General features: G+C 36.3%; 19 protein-coding genes. 18 read left to right on the forward strand and 1 reads right to left on the reverse strand.

Annotated elements, in window-relative coordinates; translation table 11 throughout:
• The first annotated feature begins 3 nt into the window (after positions 1 to 3).
• From DWW86_RS03400 to DWW86_RS03425, 10 genes are all read left to right on the forward strand, one after another.
• Positions 4 to 1,005 (forward strand): S8 family serine peptidase, encoded by a 1,002-nt coding sequence (locus DWW86_RS03400; RefSeq protein WP_117942284.1) that lies wholly within the window; start codon positions 4 to 6, stop codon positions 1,003 to 1,005.
• 11 nt (positions 1,006 to 1,016) lie between these two features.
• Positions 1,017 to 2,123: a radical SAM protein gene (locus tag DWW86_RS03405; RefSeq protein ID WP_117942285.1), complete on the forward strand. Its 1,107-nt coding sequence runs from the start codon at positions 1,017 to 1,019 to the stop codon at positions 2,121 to 2,123.
• The gene (locus DWW86_RS03410; RefSeq protein ID WP_227164643.1) at positions 2,113 to 3,381 is read left to right on the forward strand and encodes a radical SAM/SPASM domain-containing protein; all 1,269 of its coding nucleotides are present in this window, start codon (positions 2,113 to 2,115) and stop codon (positions 3,379 to 3,381) included. Before DWW86_RS03405 ends, DWW86_RS03410 begins: the two co-directional genes overlap by 11 nt.
• A gap of 106 nt (positions 3,382 to 3,487) precedes the next feature.
• The gene (locus DWW86_RS17255) at positions 3,488 to 3,613 is read left to right on the forward strand and encodes a hypothetical protein (protein ID WP_255647045.1); all 126 of its coding nucleotides are present in this window, start codon (positions 3,488 to 3,490) and stop codon (positions 3,611 to 3,613) included.
• 114 nt (positions 3,614 to 3,727) lie between these two features.
• Complete coding sequence (locus DWW86_RS03415) at positions 3,728 to 4,393, forward strand: ABC transporter ATP-binding protein (protein WP_117942287.1); 666 nt, start codon at positions 3,728 to 3,730, stop codon at positions 4,391 to 4,393.
• 14 nt (positions 4,394 to 4,407) lie between these two features.
• Positions 4,408 to 6,792, forward strand: a complete 2,385-nt coding sequence (locus DWW86_RS03420; RefSeq protein ID WP_117942288.1) for an ABC transporter permease — start codon at positions 4,408 to 4,410, stop codon at positions 6,790 to 6,792.
• A 367-nt stretch (positions 6,793 to 7,159) separates the two neighbouring features.
• Positions 7,160 to 7,300 carry a hypothetical protein gene (locus tag DWW86_RS17070; RefSeq protein WP_171026670.1) on the forward strand — a complete coding sequence of 47 codons (141 nt, stop codon included), beginning with the start codon at positions 7,160 to 7,162 and terminating at the stop codon, positions 7,298 to 7,300.
• A 57-nt stretch (positions 7,301 to 7,357) separates the two neighbouring features.
• The gene (locus tag DWW86_RS17260) at positions 7,358 to 7,489 is read left to right on the forward strand and encodes a hypothetical protein (protein WP_270515179.1); all 132 of its coding nucleotides are present in this window, start codon (positions 7,358 to 7,360) and stop codon (positions 7,487 to 7,489) included.
• Between the two features lie 244 nt (positions 7,490 to 7,733).
• Positions 7,734 to 7,874 carry a hypothetical protein gene (locus tag DWW86_RS17075; RefSeq protein ID WP_173903473.1) on the forward strand — a complete coding sequence of 47 codons (141 nt, stop codon included), beginning with the start codon at positions 7,734 to 7,736 and terminating at the stop codon, positions 7,872 to 7,874.
• A gap of 106 nt (positions 7,875 to 7,980) precedes the next feature.
• Complete coding sequence (locus DWW86_RS03425; RefSeq protein ID WP_117942289.1) at positions 7,981 to 9,555, forward strand: IS1182 family transposase; 1,575 nt, start codon at positions 7,981 to 7,983, stop codon at positions 9,553 to 9,555.
• A 135-nt stretch (positions 9,556 to 9,690) separates the two neighbouring features.
• On the opposite strand, the gene DWW86_RS03430 is transcribed toward DWW86_RS03425, so the two are convergent.
• Positions 9,691 to 10,365: a winged helix-turn-helix transcriptional regulator gene (locus tag DWW86_RS03430; RefSeq protein ID WP_181985297.1), complete on the reverse strand. Its 675-nt coding sequence runs from the start codon at positions 10,363 to 10,365 to the stop codon at positions 9,691 to 9,693.
• A 212-nt stretch (positions 10,366 to 10,577) separates the two neighbouring features.
• Here DWW86_RS03430 and DWW86_RS03435 point away from each other — a divergent pair, with 212 nt between their 5' ends.
• The 8 genes from DWW86_RS03435 (at position 10,578) to DWW86_RS03470 (ending at position 16,383) form a co-directional block, all read left to right on the forward strand.
• Entirely contained in the window at positions 10,578 to 10,934 is a 357-nt protein-coding gene (locus DWW86_RS03435) for a helix-turn-helix domain-containing protein (protein ID WP_117942291.1), read from the forward strand.
• A gap of 72 nt (positions 10,935 to 11,006) precedes the next feature.
• Entirely contained in the window at positions 11,007 to 11,420 is a 414-nt protein-coding gene (locus tag DWW86_RS03440; RefSeq protein WP_117942292.1) for a hypothetical protein, read from the forward strand.
• Positions 11,421 to 11,640: 220 nt separating this feature from the next.
• Positions 11,641 to 12,414 (forward strand): response regulator, encoded by a 774-nt coding sequence (locus DWW86_RS03445; RefSeq protein WP_117942293.1) that lies wholly within the window; start codon positions 11,641 to 11,643, stop codon positions 12,412 to 12,414.
• A gap of 134 nt (positions 12,415 to 12,548) precedes the next feature.
• Positions 12,549 to 13,739 carry a methionine adenosyltransferase gene (gene metK / locus DWW86_RS03450; protein WP_117942294.1) on the forward strand — a complete coding sequence of 397 codons (1,191 nt, stop codon included), beginning with the start codon at positions 12,549 to 12,551 and terminating at the stop codon, positions 13,737 to 13,739.
• A gap of 18 nt (positions 13,740 to 13,757) precedes the next feature.
• Positions 13,758 to 14,777, forward strand: a complete 1,020-nt coding sequence (locus DWW86_RS03455) for an alpha/beta fold hydrolase (RefSeq protein ID WP_117942295.1) — start codon at positions 13,758 to 13,760, stop codon at positions 14,775 to 14,777.
• Between the two features lie 55 nt (positions 14,778 to 14,832).
• Positions 14,833 to 15,234 carry a winged helix-turn-helix domain-containing protein gene (locus DWW86_RS03460; protein ID WP_025579072.1) on the forward strand — a complete coding sequence of 134 codons (402 nt, stop codon included), beginning with the start codon at positions 14,833 to 14,835 and terminating at the stop codon, positions 15,232 to 15,234.
• A 222-nt stretch (positions 15,235 to 15,456) separates the two neighbouring features.
• A complete protein-coding gene (locus DWW86_RS03465) occupies positions 15,457 to 16,113 on the forward strand; it encodes a recombinase family protein (RefSeq protein WP_005340281.1) in 657 nt (218 codons plus the stop codon).
• A 48-nt stretch (positions 16,114 to 16,161) separates the two neighbouring features.
• Positions 16,162 to 16,383, forward strand: a complete 222-nt coding sequence (locus tag DWW86_RS03470; RefSeq protein WP_025579070.1) for a DUF5348 domain-containing protein — start codon at positions 16,162 to 16,164, stop codon at positions 16,381 to 16,383.
• Positions 16,384 to 16,395 lie beyond the last annotated feature (12 nt).

A 16,395-nucleotide genomic window follows, 5' to 3' on the forward strand; every position in this document is an offset into this window, starting at 1 on the left:
AAAGTGAGGATAGGTGTGTTGGATTCCAATGGATCCTTTGATAATCCTTTTTTTCAGGATAAGAAAATTGTAAAAATAGACTGCAAATGGAAAGACCAGGAATACACTAAAGATGCCTTTGGATTTACCCATGCGGAATATGTCTGTTCTTTTATTTTAAAGGAAAACCCAGAAGCTGAAATTATTTTGGTACCTATTGTAAGGAAGAACAAAAAGAGTACGGTTCTGGATATGATAGAAGGTATTGAATTACTGATAGAGGAACAGGTAGACATAATTAATATGAGTATAGGAGATGAGTACAAATATCACAAAGAAATAGAGGAAGTATGTAGAGCAGCTACAGAAAAGGGGATTTTGATTGTGGCAGCATACTCTAATCAGCAAGTAGAAGCAACCTATCCGGCTTCCTTCCCTTTTGTAATGGGAGTAAGATGCCTGGATATAGAGAATCCTTTACAGGTTCTCCAATATGATGGTACAGGAACGGATGTGATTTTTTCCTCTAAATTTTTTTCTCTTTATCATGTGGGCATCCCTAAATTTTATCAGGGCAATAGCTTTGGGTGTGCTGTAATAACAGGGTATCTAAGCAATTATGAGGATGAATATGAACAGGCAATTTTACAGTTTGTTCATAGCACTTTAAATGGATATTATCCATATCATACATTGAAGCAAAAACAGTGCTATTTTCTAACGAACCGTATAGAAGAACCTTTAGAGCAGCGTTTCATACGGGAAGTTACGAGAACAGAGAGATGCGATACTTTTGAAAGTGGAATGGAAAAATTGAGAAATATAAAAACAGCAGAGCAGTATCCGGTGCTATTTATTGATCACAACAATTATCAGGAAATATGTGAGTATAAAGATAGAATCAGGATATATGCCATGGAACATCCGAAGACAGAAATTGTTTTGCGATATCCCTTATTTAATATGGTGGAAAGATTGGATTTCCAGAAGAAAACAAATAGAAATCTGGACCAATTTACAGTTTAGGAGGCGAGAAAATGTATACACTGTCATTAGAGATAATAAATAAGTGCAATTTGAATTGTACTTACTGCTATCTGGGCGAAAAGAAAAATACATACATGAGTTTAGAAACGGCTCAAAAGGCAATCGATATTGCGGTCCATGAAGCAAATAAGCAGTATGATCGGACCCTTATGGTTTATTTTATTGGAGGGGAACCTCTTATGGCATTTAATCTGATGAAAGATGCGGTAGGTTATACGAAGAAAAAATGCCAGGAAACAAACTTAATATGCAAGTTCAGTACTACGATAAATGGAACGTTGGTTACAGATGAGATAATTGACTTTTTTGTGGAAAATACATTTGAGGTGAAAGTGAGTTTAGATGGTCCTGAGTATGTCCAGAATTTGAATAGGAGAGATTATGCAGGAAATGGAAGTTTTGAAAAAATTATGAAGAACCTTCCATTATTGAGAAAATATGAACAGGCTACAGGAAATCAGATTTCTATAGCCAGTGTCGTAACAAGTAATAACTATCAATATTATGCAGAGAGTTTCCAATTCTTGCTTGACTTAGGTATAAGAAAACTAGAATCAGGAATTGACCATTATTGCATGTGGAATGAAAATGACTTGCATGGTTTGAAAGAACAATTGGAACAGGTATTTTATTTATATAAGAATTATATTATTCAAACTAGACAAATGCTTTTTTGGAATTTATGGGAACAGCATGTAAAATCGTACTTATTTCCGTGTATGTTTTATGCTTGTAAAGCAGGGTTGGCAACTTGTTATGTAACGACCGATGGGGGGATTTATACTTGTAGCGAGTTACCAGAATTTAAAATTGGTACAGTAAAGGCAGGATTAGATGTACCAAGAATTAGAGAAATTGTTTATTTGAATGATAAGGTCGATTCGATGTGTGAAGGATGTGAATACATAAATCATTGTAAAACAAGAGGATGCCAGACTTCTAATTATGAAGTTAATAAGGATGTATATAGACCAATAGAGGTCAACTGCAAAGTGACAAAATGGATGTATAATTTGATAAAAGAAAACTTATCCGAAAAGCAACTAAATAATATGAAAGAAGAATATGAAAGGAGATATATTCGCCATGGAAAATAAAATGAATGATTTTATTAAGATTACAGAAGGAGAAAAAGTGGCTTTAATTGATCCGATAGGAAAAGTCTGCCTGGGGGTAAGTAAAAGATTTGCAGATAATTTGGATAAACCAGAGTTCCAGGAAAAGCTATATCCTGTATGGAAGCAGCAAACTGAATTTATAAAAAAAATAGAAAATAATCATGAGAAAATCAATACTGTATATTTGATGGTAACTAGAAAATGTAATATGAATTGTGAATTTTGTGCAATCAGTGCAAACGACAAATTGCATCCAGAAAATGAATTTAAGCTGGAGGATATACAGAATAAGGTGATTCCATTCTTTCAGGAAAACAAACCACATAAAATGATTATTACAGGTGGAGAACCATTGATTAAAGTTCAGATTGTGGAAATTGCAAAAGCATTAAGAAATGGATTGTCTTGTCCAATCACGTTGCAGAGTAATGGTCTTGCCCTTACTCTGGAATTAACAGAACAGTTGAAAGGGTATATAGATGAAATAGATTTTAGTACAATGCACATGTTCGGAACACCTGAAAAGGAGAAACAGTTAGTTGAACACATAGAGATGTGCCAGCAGGCAGGGATTAAGGTAGTGCTTAGTTTCATTTACGAAAAAACGAATGAAGCTGATATGTATAAATTGATTGACATTGCTGCGAAATATGATACAGATGTTCTTTTCAATATTGTTTCCCCGGTAGGACGGGCAAAGGATAATTCTGAAATACTGACAGATACGGAACGTATCGATATGAATCTGAAAATATTAAATTATATGCTTGGGAAGGGGTATGAGAACAAAAAGATTGCTAGAGGTTTCCACCAGAGAATTCAGGTAAGAGATTCTTGTGGAGGATATGGAAAAGTTATGGCAATTTACCCTGAAGGGGATATTTATATGTGCCAGTGTATGGAAAAATGCCAATTCAAAATGGGAAATATTATCAAAGATACTCCTCAGAAGATTTTGGTCAGGTTGGAAGAAATGATGAATACAGAAGAGATAAAGAAGACATTTTGTGTAACTTATAAGGAAATCTGTAGAGAATGCGACTATAGATATATATGTGGTGGTAGGTGTTTAGCTTCTGATGAACCATATGATTATCGTTGTATTTTTATAAAATCAATGTTGAAATATGTATTATTCTATTACAACGCCAAAGAAGATAAAAGAAAACAATTGGAACATTATAAACAATATTTAGAACAAGTAAAAGAGATTATAAATCAAGAAAAAAAAGAGTAAAATCCACATAGGTAAAAAAAGTGCAAAATAAACATAAAATATGGAAAACAATTATTAAAAATAATATTCTGAAAGAAAATATAACAATGTGTGGGAGGTGAACATTATGGAAGAAAGATATGAACTAAAGGAAGAGGAAGTTAATGTTTACACTGCTGAATGTGGTAAGATACAAGAATTTTGCCTACAGGATTGTATAGACGGAAGTGCTTGGTTAAGTATTGAATCTTGATTATTATATGGGAAATTAGTGAAACTAAAGCCTTCTGATTGAAAAATTAGAAGGCTTTAATTAAAAGACAAATTATGAAAATACATATTATTTGAAGGAAAGGATATAAATGGAATGAAGATTTTAGAGACAATTAAATTAAAAAAATATTACGGTCAAGAACCAAATGTTACCCGTGCATTGGATGGGGTCGATTTTTCAGTAGAAGAGGGAGAGTTTGTAGCGGTGGTAGGAACTTCTGGATCTGGTAAGTCCACCCTGCTTCACATGATGGGGGGGCTGGACACTCCAACCAGCGGAACCGTGATTGTTCGGGACAAAGAGCTGTCGAAAATGAACGATGAACAGCTTACCATCTTCCGCCGCCGCAATATCGGCTTTATCTTCCAGAACTATAACCTCGTTCCCATCCTGAATGTGTATGAGAATATTGTCCTGCCAGTGGAACTGGACGGGGACACGGTGGATCAGAAGTTTTTGGACGAAATCGTTCATCTGCTGGGGCTGGAAGATAAACTGAAAAATATGCCGAACAATCTTTCCGGCGGACAGCAACAGCGTGTGGCGATTGCACGTGCTCTGATTAGCAAACCGGCTATTGTGCTGGCCGATGAGCCGACTGGCAACCTTGACAGCAAGACCAGTGCTGAGGTGCTAGAGTTAATCAAGCGTACAAGTTCGGAGTTCCACCAGACCGTAGTCATGATTACCCACAACAACGACATTGCCCGCCTTGCAGATCGGATTATCCACATTGAGGACGGCAGGATTGTGCAATAAGGAGGTGACAGGTTATGACAGGGCCTTTTAAGAATGATAGCAGCACCATAGTAAAGCGCATATCAAATCGAAGTATATCGGCGAATCGAAAAAGAAATATCTTTATTGTTTTGACGATTGCACTTGCAAGCGCATTGCTATCTGCTATTGTTCTCTATGGTTTTGGGGTTATGCAGGAAACGCAGAACCGCAACCAAAAAACAGCACAGATTATGTATCATGCGATTTCTGAACAACAGGGACAGGAACTATACAAGCAAGAAGAAATTGCGTGGGTTGGGGAATTTTTTAACGCATTTTCTGAACAGGTAAACCATTCAACCGTGAATTTTACTTATGCAAATGCGGATATGCTAACATCCCAAAGTATGCCCTATTCGGGAGATTTACCAGCTTCGGAGGATGAAATTGTAGTACAGGAATCCTTTTTGGATAGTTTGGGCTATTCAAATGAATTGGGACAGACAATTCAAATCCCCTTTTCTGACGGCACTACCCATGATTTCAAATTGACGGGAATCTTAGATGTGAAAACTGGCGATATTGGGCGCTATACAGCTATTATATCGAAAGAATTAATAAGACAACAGTATGGCGACGAGGGCATGATTGATTATTACATTGGGCTGAATGGTGCTCAAAATATGAGCGAGGAAGAAGCCGCCAACTATGCAAACACTCTGGCACAGCAATTAAAAATTTCCGATGATAATGTGATTGTCCGTTCTACTTATTTCAACTTAAAGGACGAAAATAGTGGAAGTGATATGCTGTTCTATTTCTTGATTGGTTTTATAACTTTCATTGGTTCCGGCATTGTGATCTATTCGATTTTTTATATTTCAGTAGCAAGCAGTATCCGTAACTATGGACAGCTTCGCACAATCGGAACAACAAAACGACAGATTAAAAAGATGGTTTACCGCGAGGGAAAATTACTTGCTGCCATTGCTATCCCGATTGGTCTGGTTATTGGAAATGTGATTGGGTACTTTCTGGTTCCTGCCGGTTGGTACTGGCTGACTACTTTATGTGTGACGGTGGGGGTTGGTCTTTTTGCATTTATTATTGTGATGATTGCTATTCATACTCCTGTAAAAAAAGCTGCGGCAGTATCTCCGCTGGAAGCATTGCGATATTCCAATTATCAGGGGAAAATGAAAGAAAGTTCCGTGCTGCACCGTAAAATAACGCCTGCTTCACTTGCTAAAATGAATCTGTCCAGACAAAAGGCAAAGTCTACTTTAACAATATTTTCTCTCTCACTCGGCGGAGTATTGGTTGTATTGATTTCGACAATGTTAGCTTCCTATGATGGCGTTGCAGAAGCACGAGGCAGGGCTTTCCCTGTCGGTGAATTTAACATCCAGCTCAACGCAAATCAATCGTGGGACACCGCCGATATTTCTTTGTCTGGATTACAGCAAAAGAATTTTCTAAATGCCGATTTTGTAAATGCAGTAGAATCTATTGACGGCGTTACGGGAATCAAACGCTGGTATTACACGGACGCAGAATATCGTGTAAATGGTAATTCTGGAAATTGGATTCAGGGCTTTTGTCGGGATGAGCAGCAGAATTTGGAGAAAGAACGAATTGCAGGCACGATTGATTATGATGAACTGGTGGCAGGCAATGGAATTGTCTTGCTTCAAGAGCGTGCCGATCTCTATGATATTGAGGCTGCATTGGGTGATACCGTCGAAGTGAACTATAAAACCGAATCTGGCCAAATTCGTACAAAAACCTATACAGTCATGGGCATTGTGAAAGAATATTCGTATTCCGGCTTTTCAAAATGCTTTACGCTTCCAGAGCAGCTTATGAATGAAGCGACCGGGATAGATTGTACAGGTACTATTTCCGTAATTACGGACACGGAAAAATTCGATATGGTTGAAGCTGCATTAAATCAACTGATAGACAGAAATAGCGATTTGGTTATGGAAACCATAAAAGAAAGTATCACTTATTATAGTGGACTTCAACAACTTTCTTTTGGGGTGTTGTTGATAGTGGCTGTTATTGTTGTGTGCTTTTCTTTAATCAACCTTGTCAATACGACAATCACCAATTTCCTGTCCCGGAGACAGGAAATTGGAATGTTACAAGCGATTGGTTTGAGTAAAAAGCAACTTATCAAAATGCTGTGTTATGAGGGGGTGATTTATTCAGTTTTTGCTACGCTTGTAACATTGGTTTTGGGAATTGGACTGGGTTTTCTGTCCGTACAGGTAGTTGTGAAAACGATGAATCCATACTTTTATTATTCATTTCCGTGGCTAATCGTATTGATATATTTGGCTATTCTATTGGTGGTGCAGTTTATCTTGATTTCTTACACAATTGGAAATTTGAAAAAGCAATCTCTTGTTGAGCAAATCAGGACGATGGAATGAGATAGGATCGGCGGGGCGGCGTGTGCTACCCCGCTTTTTTTCGCCATTTCTCAAAGAAATTTTTGAAATGTCTGAGCGTTGTGATAATTCAGTCTGTTTTTCTGTTGAAATTAAAGCCACCTCGGATATTTATTGGAATTTTAATATTCAGGATACATAATCTAAAAAACATTAATTGAACAGGTGGTAGTAGAAGAATAAGGGATATTGAAAGGCAATGTCCAATTAGTAAATAAAAAGTGCGATTTATACAAGAAATATGGAAATAAATATATAAGTGCGATACGATAGACAAACAAAGGATAGCAAAGAAATTTGCGTTCAATGTAGTTATTAATTATGTTTTGCCTAGAGAGGAGGCTTATTTATGACAGAAAACAATGTAAATAACTTGTCTGAAGAAGAAGTTAATGTTTACGGTGACATAGACTATGGATGCGGAAAAGTACAGTTAAAATGTGTTACTGATTGTCCGTTTTCAACGCCGTGGATGACTGAAGATCATTAAAAATTTTTACAGTCGCAGAGTTTGGAGTAAAATTAAATTTGTTAGGGAGGTATAACCATGGAAGAACGTAAAACAAAAGAACTTATAACTGAAGAAGTAAATGTATATATCAAGGATTGTGGTGATATTAAGGTTCATTGTATGAATGATTGTCCAATTAATTCACCATGGATTTCAGAAGAGTATTAATGTTGTAGGTGAGAATAGAAATCACCTTAAATACTACGGCAAGATAAAATATGGCATAACATAGTTAATAGTGAAGATAAGGAGACTATTCCGTGCATAGTCAATAGTCTCCTTAATTTTAGAAGAAAAGATGAAAAATAAGAAAGTGGTATCCAACTAGGAAAAATAATAAAATAAGCAAGATATGTGACGAAAATGATTAGGAACAAGTATTATATGTATAAAAGTACGAGAGGTGTTATGAATGGAAGAAAAAAGAACGAATCCAGCAGAACTGACTGTGGAGGAAATTAATGTGTATACTGTAGACTGTGGAAATACGAGATATAGATGCATGCATGACTGCATTATGACAATGGATTGTTTGCTTACTTGTGTACAGTAATGTCGAAATGTTAACAGGGGCTGTGAAATAACAGTCTCTACGGAAAAAGAGGACCTTTCGTTCAAAATGAACGAAAGGTCCTCTTTTATGTTAAAATTAACTTGCGATGAAAATTTCAACTATAAATTATAATAATCCAAAACAAGGATATTTACCACTGTTTCTTTCAGATTGTTTGGATATGCTGGATCCTGTTTTAACATTTGACAGATTGATGGGAGGAATCGATTTAAATAAGTATCTGACAGATATTCCGGAGTACACAACTGGACGGCTCAGATATAATCCGGTCAACATGTTAAAAACAGTACTTTTCGGATTTATGATCAGCAGCTACTGCTCCCTGAGAGAACTGGAAGATAACTGCAAAGTCAATATCAGATTCATGTATCTCATGGATCACCAGACTCCATCATACCGAACCTTTGGATATTTCATCAACGAAGTCCTTCAGGATAAGATTGAAAACATTTTTAACGATATCAATCAAGCGATCTTCAACGAGGAGCATGTGGATTTGCAACATATCTACATCGATGGTTCCAAGTTTGAAGCAAACGCCAACAAATATACCTGGGTTTGGAAGAAGGCTACCGAAAAGTTCCGTTACAAGCTTTATGAAAAAATCACTGGGGAGATTGAGGAAATCAACAAAGAAATCGCATGGAGTGGAGTACAGATTTCAACGAATTCTGAGTATGTACCAGATTATCTGAATGAAATCATTGATCAGCTAAAGCTTTTATGGGATCTAGATATCAGTACCTTTGTTTACGGAAGCGGAAAGAGAAAATCCAAAGAGCAGCGTCATTATGAACATTTGACTGGTTTCTGTCAGAAACTTCAGGAATATATAGAAAGAATTGACATTTGCGGTCCTGATCGTAACAGCTATTCTAAAACAGATAAATCAGCTACCTTTATGCGCATCAAAACGGATTACATGGGCAATGATCAGCTTCTGCCGGCATACAATGTACAGATTGGTGTAGCAGATGAATATATCGCAGTTGTTGACGTGAACCATTATCGTTCCGATATGGACTGTTTCATTCCTTTGATGAAGCACTTCAAACAAACGTATGGCTTCTATCCCAAGTATCCTGTGGCAGATGCTGGCTACGGATCATATAACAACTATATTTTTTGCGAACAGAACGGAATGGAAAAGTATATGAAGTTTCCAATGTTTAAAAAGGAAACCAAGGAACGAAAGTATCATGAAGATCCCTTTCGTGCAGTTAATTTTAGAATTGATGAACAAGGTGTCATGAGATGTCCTAACGATAAAGCATTTCATCTTTTATACAGAAGAAGTGTGAGGGGAAATCAATACGGACGCAAGGAAGAACTGTATGAATGTGAAGATTGCAGTGGATGTCCATATGCAGAGAAATGTAAGAAAACAGCTAAAAATCGAACTGTTCGGATCAATCAGGAACTCACTGCAATGCATCAGGAAGTAATCGAAAACTTAGAAAGTATTCATGGTGCGCTGTTACGAATGAACCGTTCGATACAAGCAGAAGGCACTTTCGGAATCATGAAAAATGACCGTTGGTACAAGAGAATTGTCCGAAGAGGTATTAATTCGGTTAAACTAGAAGTTTTACTTGTGGCAATAGGACATAATCTATACAAATATCAGAACAAAAAGATGAGAAATAGAACTGCCGCATAGATTCAAAAAGAGAATCTCTATGGGGTAGGGGGAGTGTGCCTTTTCAGCGTAGGATTCTAGCAATTTATACACAACAAAAGCAAAAAGAGGGATGCGAAAAAACTCAATCGAGTTTTTTCACATCCCCAATTTATTTTAAGATGGAAAAGTCCACATATATCCAATTCCATATATTGTCTTAATATAATGATGATTTTCGGTATCAATTCTATGCCGTATACGGCAGATCATACTATTCAGAGAAGTTTCTTCTACGTAATTTCCATTTCGATCCCATAGAGAATATAAAAGATATTGTCTGGTTAAAACGGTGTTTGGATTTAAAGAAAGCAGTTTGAGTAGTTTAAATTCCAATGGAGTAAAAGAAGTAGCAGTACCTTCAATCACTGCGGTCAAGGAGTCAAAATTTAAAGTTATGTGGCTGTCTTCATACTTTGTGGCTAGATGATAGTTGGTAAATAAGATATCCAATTTTTTCAGCAAAAGTGTTGGTGATGAAAGAGAAATATATAAATGGTCATCAGCACCGGATTCATACAAATCCAAAATAATTTGTTCTGGAATATTGGTAGGGCATAAAAACAGAACAATGATGTTTGGATAGCATTGTTTTGCAGTTTTACTTATGGTAAGACTGTAGTTATGTAAAAGTGTGAAATCCAAGAGCAAAGCATTATAAGAGTTAAATGGTATGCTGCCGATTTGTTTTGGTACGGTGGAAATAAAATCGGTATCATAATTTTGCTTTAAGATATTCTCCAGATTTTTCCCCAAGACGGACGGGTTGCCAATCAATAATAGTTTTTTCATAAGCATTTCTCCTCCCCTATAAGCACTAGTATATTTAAAAGAAAAGAAATTGTAATATTGTTTGTATAGATTGACTTTTTTTCGGTATAGATGTAAGGAAATGATGATAGTAATACTACGATATACCGCGATACATAGTAGTAATACTCTTAAAAGAAGTAAAACACAGGTGTATTTAAGTGTAAAATGAGTGTATCGGGAGGTGTACGCTTGTGAATCGAATATCTGAATTAAGAAAAAAATTAGGCCTGACTCAGACGAGATTAGGGGAAGAAATAGGAGTCAGTCAGCAGACAATTAGTAAGTATGAAAATGTAGACGAGAATATTTCTGGTGATATGTTGCTTGCATTATCCAAATTCTTTAAGGTCCCAGTTGATTATATATTGAGAAAAGATGAAGAGGAACAGCAGAGAGAGCAGGATAATAAAAGAGAAATTATGGAATTGTATAGGGATATGGATCAGTACAATAGAGATACTTGGATTATTATAGGAAAGCGTTTATTGGGCGGTCAGTTACACAAATACAATGAAGATAGTATCGTAGAAAAAAGGCTAAAGGAATAATTTAATAAGATTTCTGCAATAATTCGGATGTAAACTTAAAGTATAATGATAAATGATATGAGGAGATAGAGGATGGGAGAATTATTATACTTTAAGAATTGTGAGGAAAGAAAAAAAGCAGAGGAATTATTAAAGAAATGTTGGCCGGAAGTGTCTTTTGTAGTTATGCGATTAGATATGCAAAATATATTAGAAGAAGAAAGAATTCATTTCGGAAAATGGGATATTGAATTTGACAAGAAAAGGATGATTTATGATGGTGCAGAAATTGTAATTACTGATATGCAATGGGAGATTTTACAACTGTTGATGAGCGATTCAGAGTTGAGTTTTTCAATTAGAGAAATTGCATACGCCATGAATATTGAAGTGCATGAAGCTCAAAAATATGTAGAAGAATTGTTAAAAACGATACAAGAACAAACGGGTTCTGCAATTGTGCAAAAGAAAGAAGAAAGATACTCATTTGTGGAAATAACAGATTAAGTGATGGAGAAAAGGCAGTGGATGACACTGCTTTTTTTATGGGGAGAATGATGTATGCTAAAAATATATAAGATTAAAATAGGCAAAGAAAAAATCAAAATATACATTAGATATACCGTACTTGCTTAAAGTGGTTTATGATGAAATTGGTATGGTGCCTTAGATACAAATAAAATAGAGGTAACTTCTCATTGCTATTATTTTTTAATGGAGATAAGAAATGAAAAAGATATTGTTAATAGAGGACGATAGTAATTACATTTGGCATATAAAAAACTTTCTACAGCGAAAAGGATATCATGTATTAGTTGCATTTACAGTATCACAAGGAAAAGAGCTTATAGAAAAGGAACAAATACTCATTATAGGCTCGGATTTGAAATTGTCAGATGGGAGTGGAATGGAGCTGCTAGAATACTTGAGGGAGAAAACATACAAAATTCCATTCCTTTTCTTTACATGCTATGACAAAAAATATTATGAGAAAGAAGCATTGGAAAAGGGAGCTAAGATATGTATGAATAAATTACAATTCGATTTAGTGAAGGAAACATTATTGGAATATGCTTATAAAGAATCCAATGGAGAGGGAGCTACTTTTCATAAGATACTTCTTGTAAAAAAGAATTCGGAAATCACGTCTATTATACAAACAGAGCTTCTTAAAAAAGGGATATATATGATTATGGTAGAAACTATATGGGAAGCAGAGGATAAACTATTAGAATGTCAAGATATTGAATTGATTCTGTGTGATTTGTTTTTACAAGATGGAATTGCTATGGATTTTTTTCATTCTATGAAAAAGCTTGCTGGAATATATCAAAACACGAAGGAGCCAATATTCAGAGAGTTGCCGTTTTTTATATTCACTGATAATAAAGATTTATCTTTAGAATATCAATATCGCCATGAAGGTGTAAGCGATTATATAACCAGTCCTGTTAATATTCCAGAATTAATCAGACGGATATGTTATTTCGTAGAAGAATAGAAAAGTTATTTGATTTGAAGGCAAAACCAACCGGACAGAAAAAAGTACAATGTAGACAAAAAATATAGTAATCATAGTAAAGATATTTTATGTTATTGACAAATATGAAATATTGATACAAAGGAGAATTTACTATGGAGAAAAGATTATTTACCTCAGAATCAGTAACAGAAGGGCATCCGGACAAAATGTGTGATGCCATATCAGACGCCATATTGGATGCTCTTATGGAGAAGGATCCGATGAGCAGAGTGGCCTGTGAGACTGCAATTACAACGGGTATGGTATTAGTGATGGGAGAAATCACGACCAATGCGTATATAGATATGCAGCAGGTGGTAAGAGAAACAATCAAAGAAATTGGTTATGACAATGGAGATTATGGATTTGATGCACATACCTGTGCTGTTTTAACGGCAATTGATGAGCAGTCAGCAGATATTGCTTTGGGCGTGAATAAGGCATTGGAAGCAAAAGAACACAAAATGTCAGAAGAAGAGCTTGATGCAATTGGTGCTGGGGATCAGGGTATGATGTTTGGTTACGCATGTGACGAAACGAATGAATTTATGCCATATCCAATTTCACTGGCACACAAATTGACTCGGCAGCTTACTCAGGTCCGTAAAGATGGTTTGTTGAATTATTTAAGACCGGACGGTAAGAGTCAGGTTACTGTAGAATATGATGAAGCAGGTATTCCGCACCGGCTGGATGCAGTGGTTCTGTCAACACAGCATGATCCAGATGTGACACAGGAGCAGATCCACGCTGATATAAAAAAATATGTATTGGAACCGATTATTCCAACAGAACTGGTAGATGAGAATACAAAATTTTTCATCAATCCAACAGGGCGTTTTGTCATAGGCGGTCCTCACGGCGATAGTGGTGTAACAGGACGCAAGATTATTGTAGATACCTATGGTGGTATGGCACGGCATGGCGGCGGAGCTTTTTCTGGAAAAGACTGTACGAAAGTAGATCGTTCTGCATCTTATGCTGCTCGTTATGTTGCGAAGAATATTGTGGCTGCAGGTCTGGCAAATAAATGTGAAATTCAGTTGTCTTACGCAATTGGGGTGGCTCATCCGACCTCTATTATGGTAGACACCTTTGGAAGTGGGAAAATTTCAGATGAGAGTCTGGTAGAGATGATAAGAAGAGAATTCGATCTGCGACCAGCAGGAATCATTCAGATGTTGGATCTCCGCCGTCCGATCTATAAACAGACGGCAGCCTATGGACATTTTGGAAGAAACGATCTCAACCTTCCATGGGAAAGATTAGATAAGGTAGAAGAACTGAAAAAATATTTGAAATAATTTATTAGGAGGAAACGTATGGGAAGATACAAAAAGCGAATCTCAAGAATTGTGACGATTGCGATGCTGTTTACATTTCTGGTAGGAAATTCTAATATGGTATATGCTATGGGAGCAACACAAGTTGGATATGCGAGTAAATATATCACAGTGAAAGGGAATAATATGCATCTTGCTTTGTATGGAAAATTGGATGCAAGTGGAGAAACATTTGCAGATGAAGGAAAAACCACATTGGTGATGATGCCGGCTCTGGGAGTTCCATCACCGCATATCTACTTCAAACCTCTGGCACAATCTTTAGATGAGAGTTTTAACATAGTGATTGTAGAGCCGTTTGGATATGGGCTTAGTGATGTTGCAGCAATGGATCGAACTGTAGATAATATCAATAGTGAATTGAATGCTGCACTGGACACCATGGGAATTAAGCAGTGTGTATTGCTGGTACATTCGATTTCTGGAGTATATGGACTCAACTTTGTACAGAATTATCCCGAAAAAGTAAAAGGTTTCATTGCTGTTGATAATACGGTATATGATGAAGAACTGGCAGAGGCTATGGAAATGGAAAAGAAATATATGCTGCAGGGAATTGATGAATTTCAGAAAATCAAGAATTCTTTTTCTTCTTTGGAAGAATTCCAGATGGCACTGAAAACAGATCCAGATAAATATGGGGCAGCATTACCACAGGTTTCCGGGTACACTTATACGGAGAGTGATAGGGAGGAATACATTCAGGCATATTCTTTAAGCAGCAACGATACGATTAGAAATGAAGTGAACGGGATGGATCAATCATTACTCTCTATAAAGAATAAAAAATTCCCATCGGCACTTCCTGTATTAACCATGATTTCTTCAGAGAATGTACAAAATGTTCCGGCATGGGAGACTGCTCATAGAAATCAATTGGATTTAGAATCTGGTAATCACCAGTTATATATTGTAAATGGAGGACATTATATCTGGTATACCAATTTAACGCAGGTTGTACAGCTTATCGATGAATGGAGAATAGAGAATCATTTTTAAAAGGAATCTGTGTGATGAGATTTCTAAATAAGAGAAAACAGAAGGGAAGTGTAGCTTGGGGAAAGTAACTATTTCAACTGTATTGGGATACAAAGAATATGTAGTGGAAAATATAAAAAACATCCGGGGAGAGGATGAAGAAAATTCCGATTTTAGGATTTATCCGGATTATCATAAGATTTATAGAGGACAGACGGAGATCGTCTTAACGAAAGCAGAGTATGAATTGTTTATGCTTTTGTCAGGGAGACCAGGTGTGATATTTACCAAAGAAAAAATTTTTGAGATTCTTTATAACGAGGAATTGCCGGAAAGCATTGATAATATTGTGTACTGTCTGGTATCCAGTATGAGAAAGAAAATTGAACCGGAGCTAAAGCAGTGCCGCTATATTAAAACAGTGAGAGGTGTAGGATATAAGTTTGAAGGAAAAAAGATGGACATCTTTCCAGAATAGTTGATCTGAAGACAGAGGAAATTTTTTAAAACCTCTGTCTTTTTTTGTTGCTTTTTTATGCCATCTTGCGTACAGAAGTAGTGAAAGTCACCTACCAAAAAGTATGCTTTTTGATGGGAGATGTAATAGGCTATTTTTTTATTTCCAAAAAGTATATAAGAAAGTTTTGAGATATGCCAAAATATTTTAAGACTTTTTGGGAATGTATAAAGGGGGATACGTATGGCATATTATGGGTATCACAGAATCAGTACTAAGGAACAACACTTGGACCGAGGTATTATAGAAATAAAGAGGTTCTGTGAAAATCAGAAAATTAAACTGGAAAGTATTTTTACAGATAAGATAACCGGTAAAAATTTTGACAGACCACGTTATACCGTTCTTGTGGAAGATGTTTTACGGGTAGGGGATACCCTGATTATTACAGAGCTGGACAGACTTGGCAGGAACAAGCAGGAGATTTTAAAGCAGCTACGTTTTTTAGAAGAAAAAGGGGTTCGGGTAATGGTATTGGAACTTCCTACCACGTTGTTTGACCTGTCTCAGATGGAAAATAATCTGGCAAAGATGATGATAGAAACAATCAATAATATGATGATTGAACTCTATGCATCCATGGCACAGGCAGAGATGGAGAAAAAGGAGAAGCGACAAAAGGAAGGTATGGAGGCAAAAAGGCTTCGGGGTGAATGGGATGAAGTAGGAAGACCACGGGCTATAGAACAGGAAAAGTTTAACCAGGAATTTATGAGGGTGGTACAAAAGAAGGTAACACCGACACAACTGCAGCGGGAGTTGGGGTTAACTTCTTCTACCTATTATCGGTATCGGAAAAACTTTTATGAAATTTTTCCGGAATTTCTTCAATCTGTATAGAGATGAGGTAATTACTAAGTAAAAGAAAAATTTAAGGAGGCAGATGTTATGAGTGAACACAGAGAAGGAACATTGTTTTATGATACTGAAACAGGGAGGTATGATATACGTTTTGATTTGGAATCTTTTTATGGAGGACTACATTGCGGGGAATGTTTCGATGTAAAGGTGAAAGATATTTGGATTCCGGTCCGAATTGAAATGGGAGATGACTGGTATCTGGTTGGACTGAACGTGTCGAGATTAGATGGACTGAGAGTACGTATGTAAATAGGAGGATAA

It is taken from the genome of Ruminococcus sp. AF17-22AC (assembly GCF_003460065.1).
GTDB lineage: Bacteria > Bacillota > Clostridia > Lachnospirales > Lachnospiraceae > Blautia_A.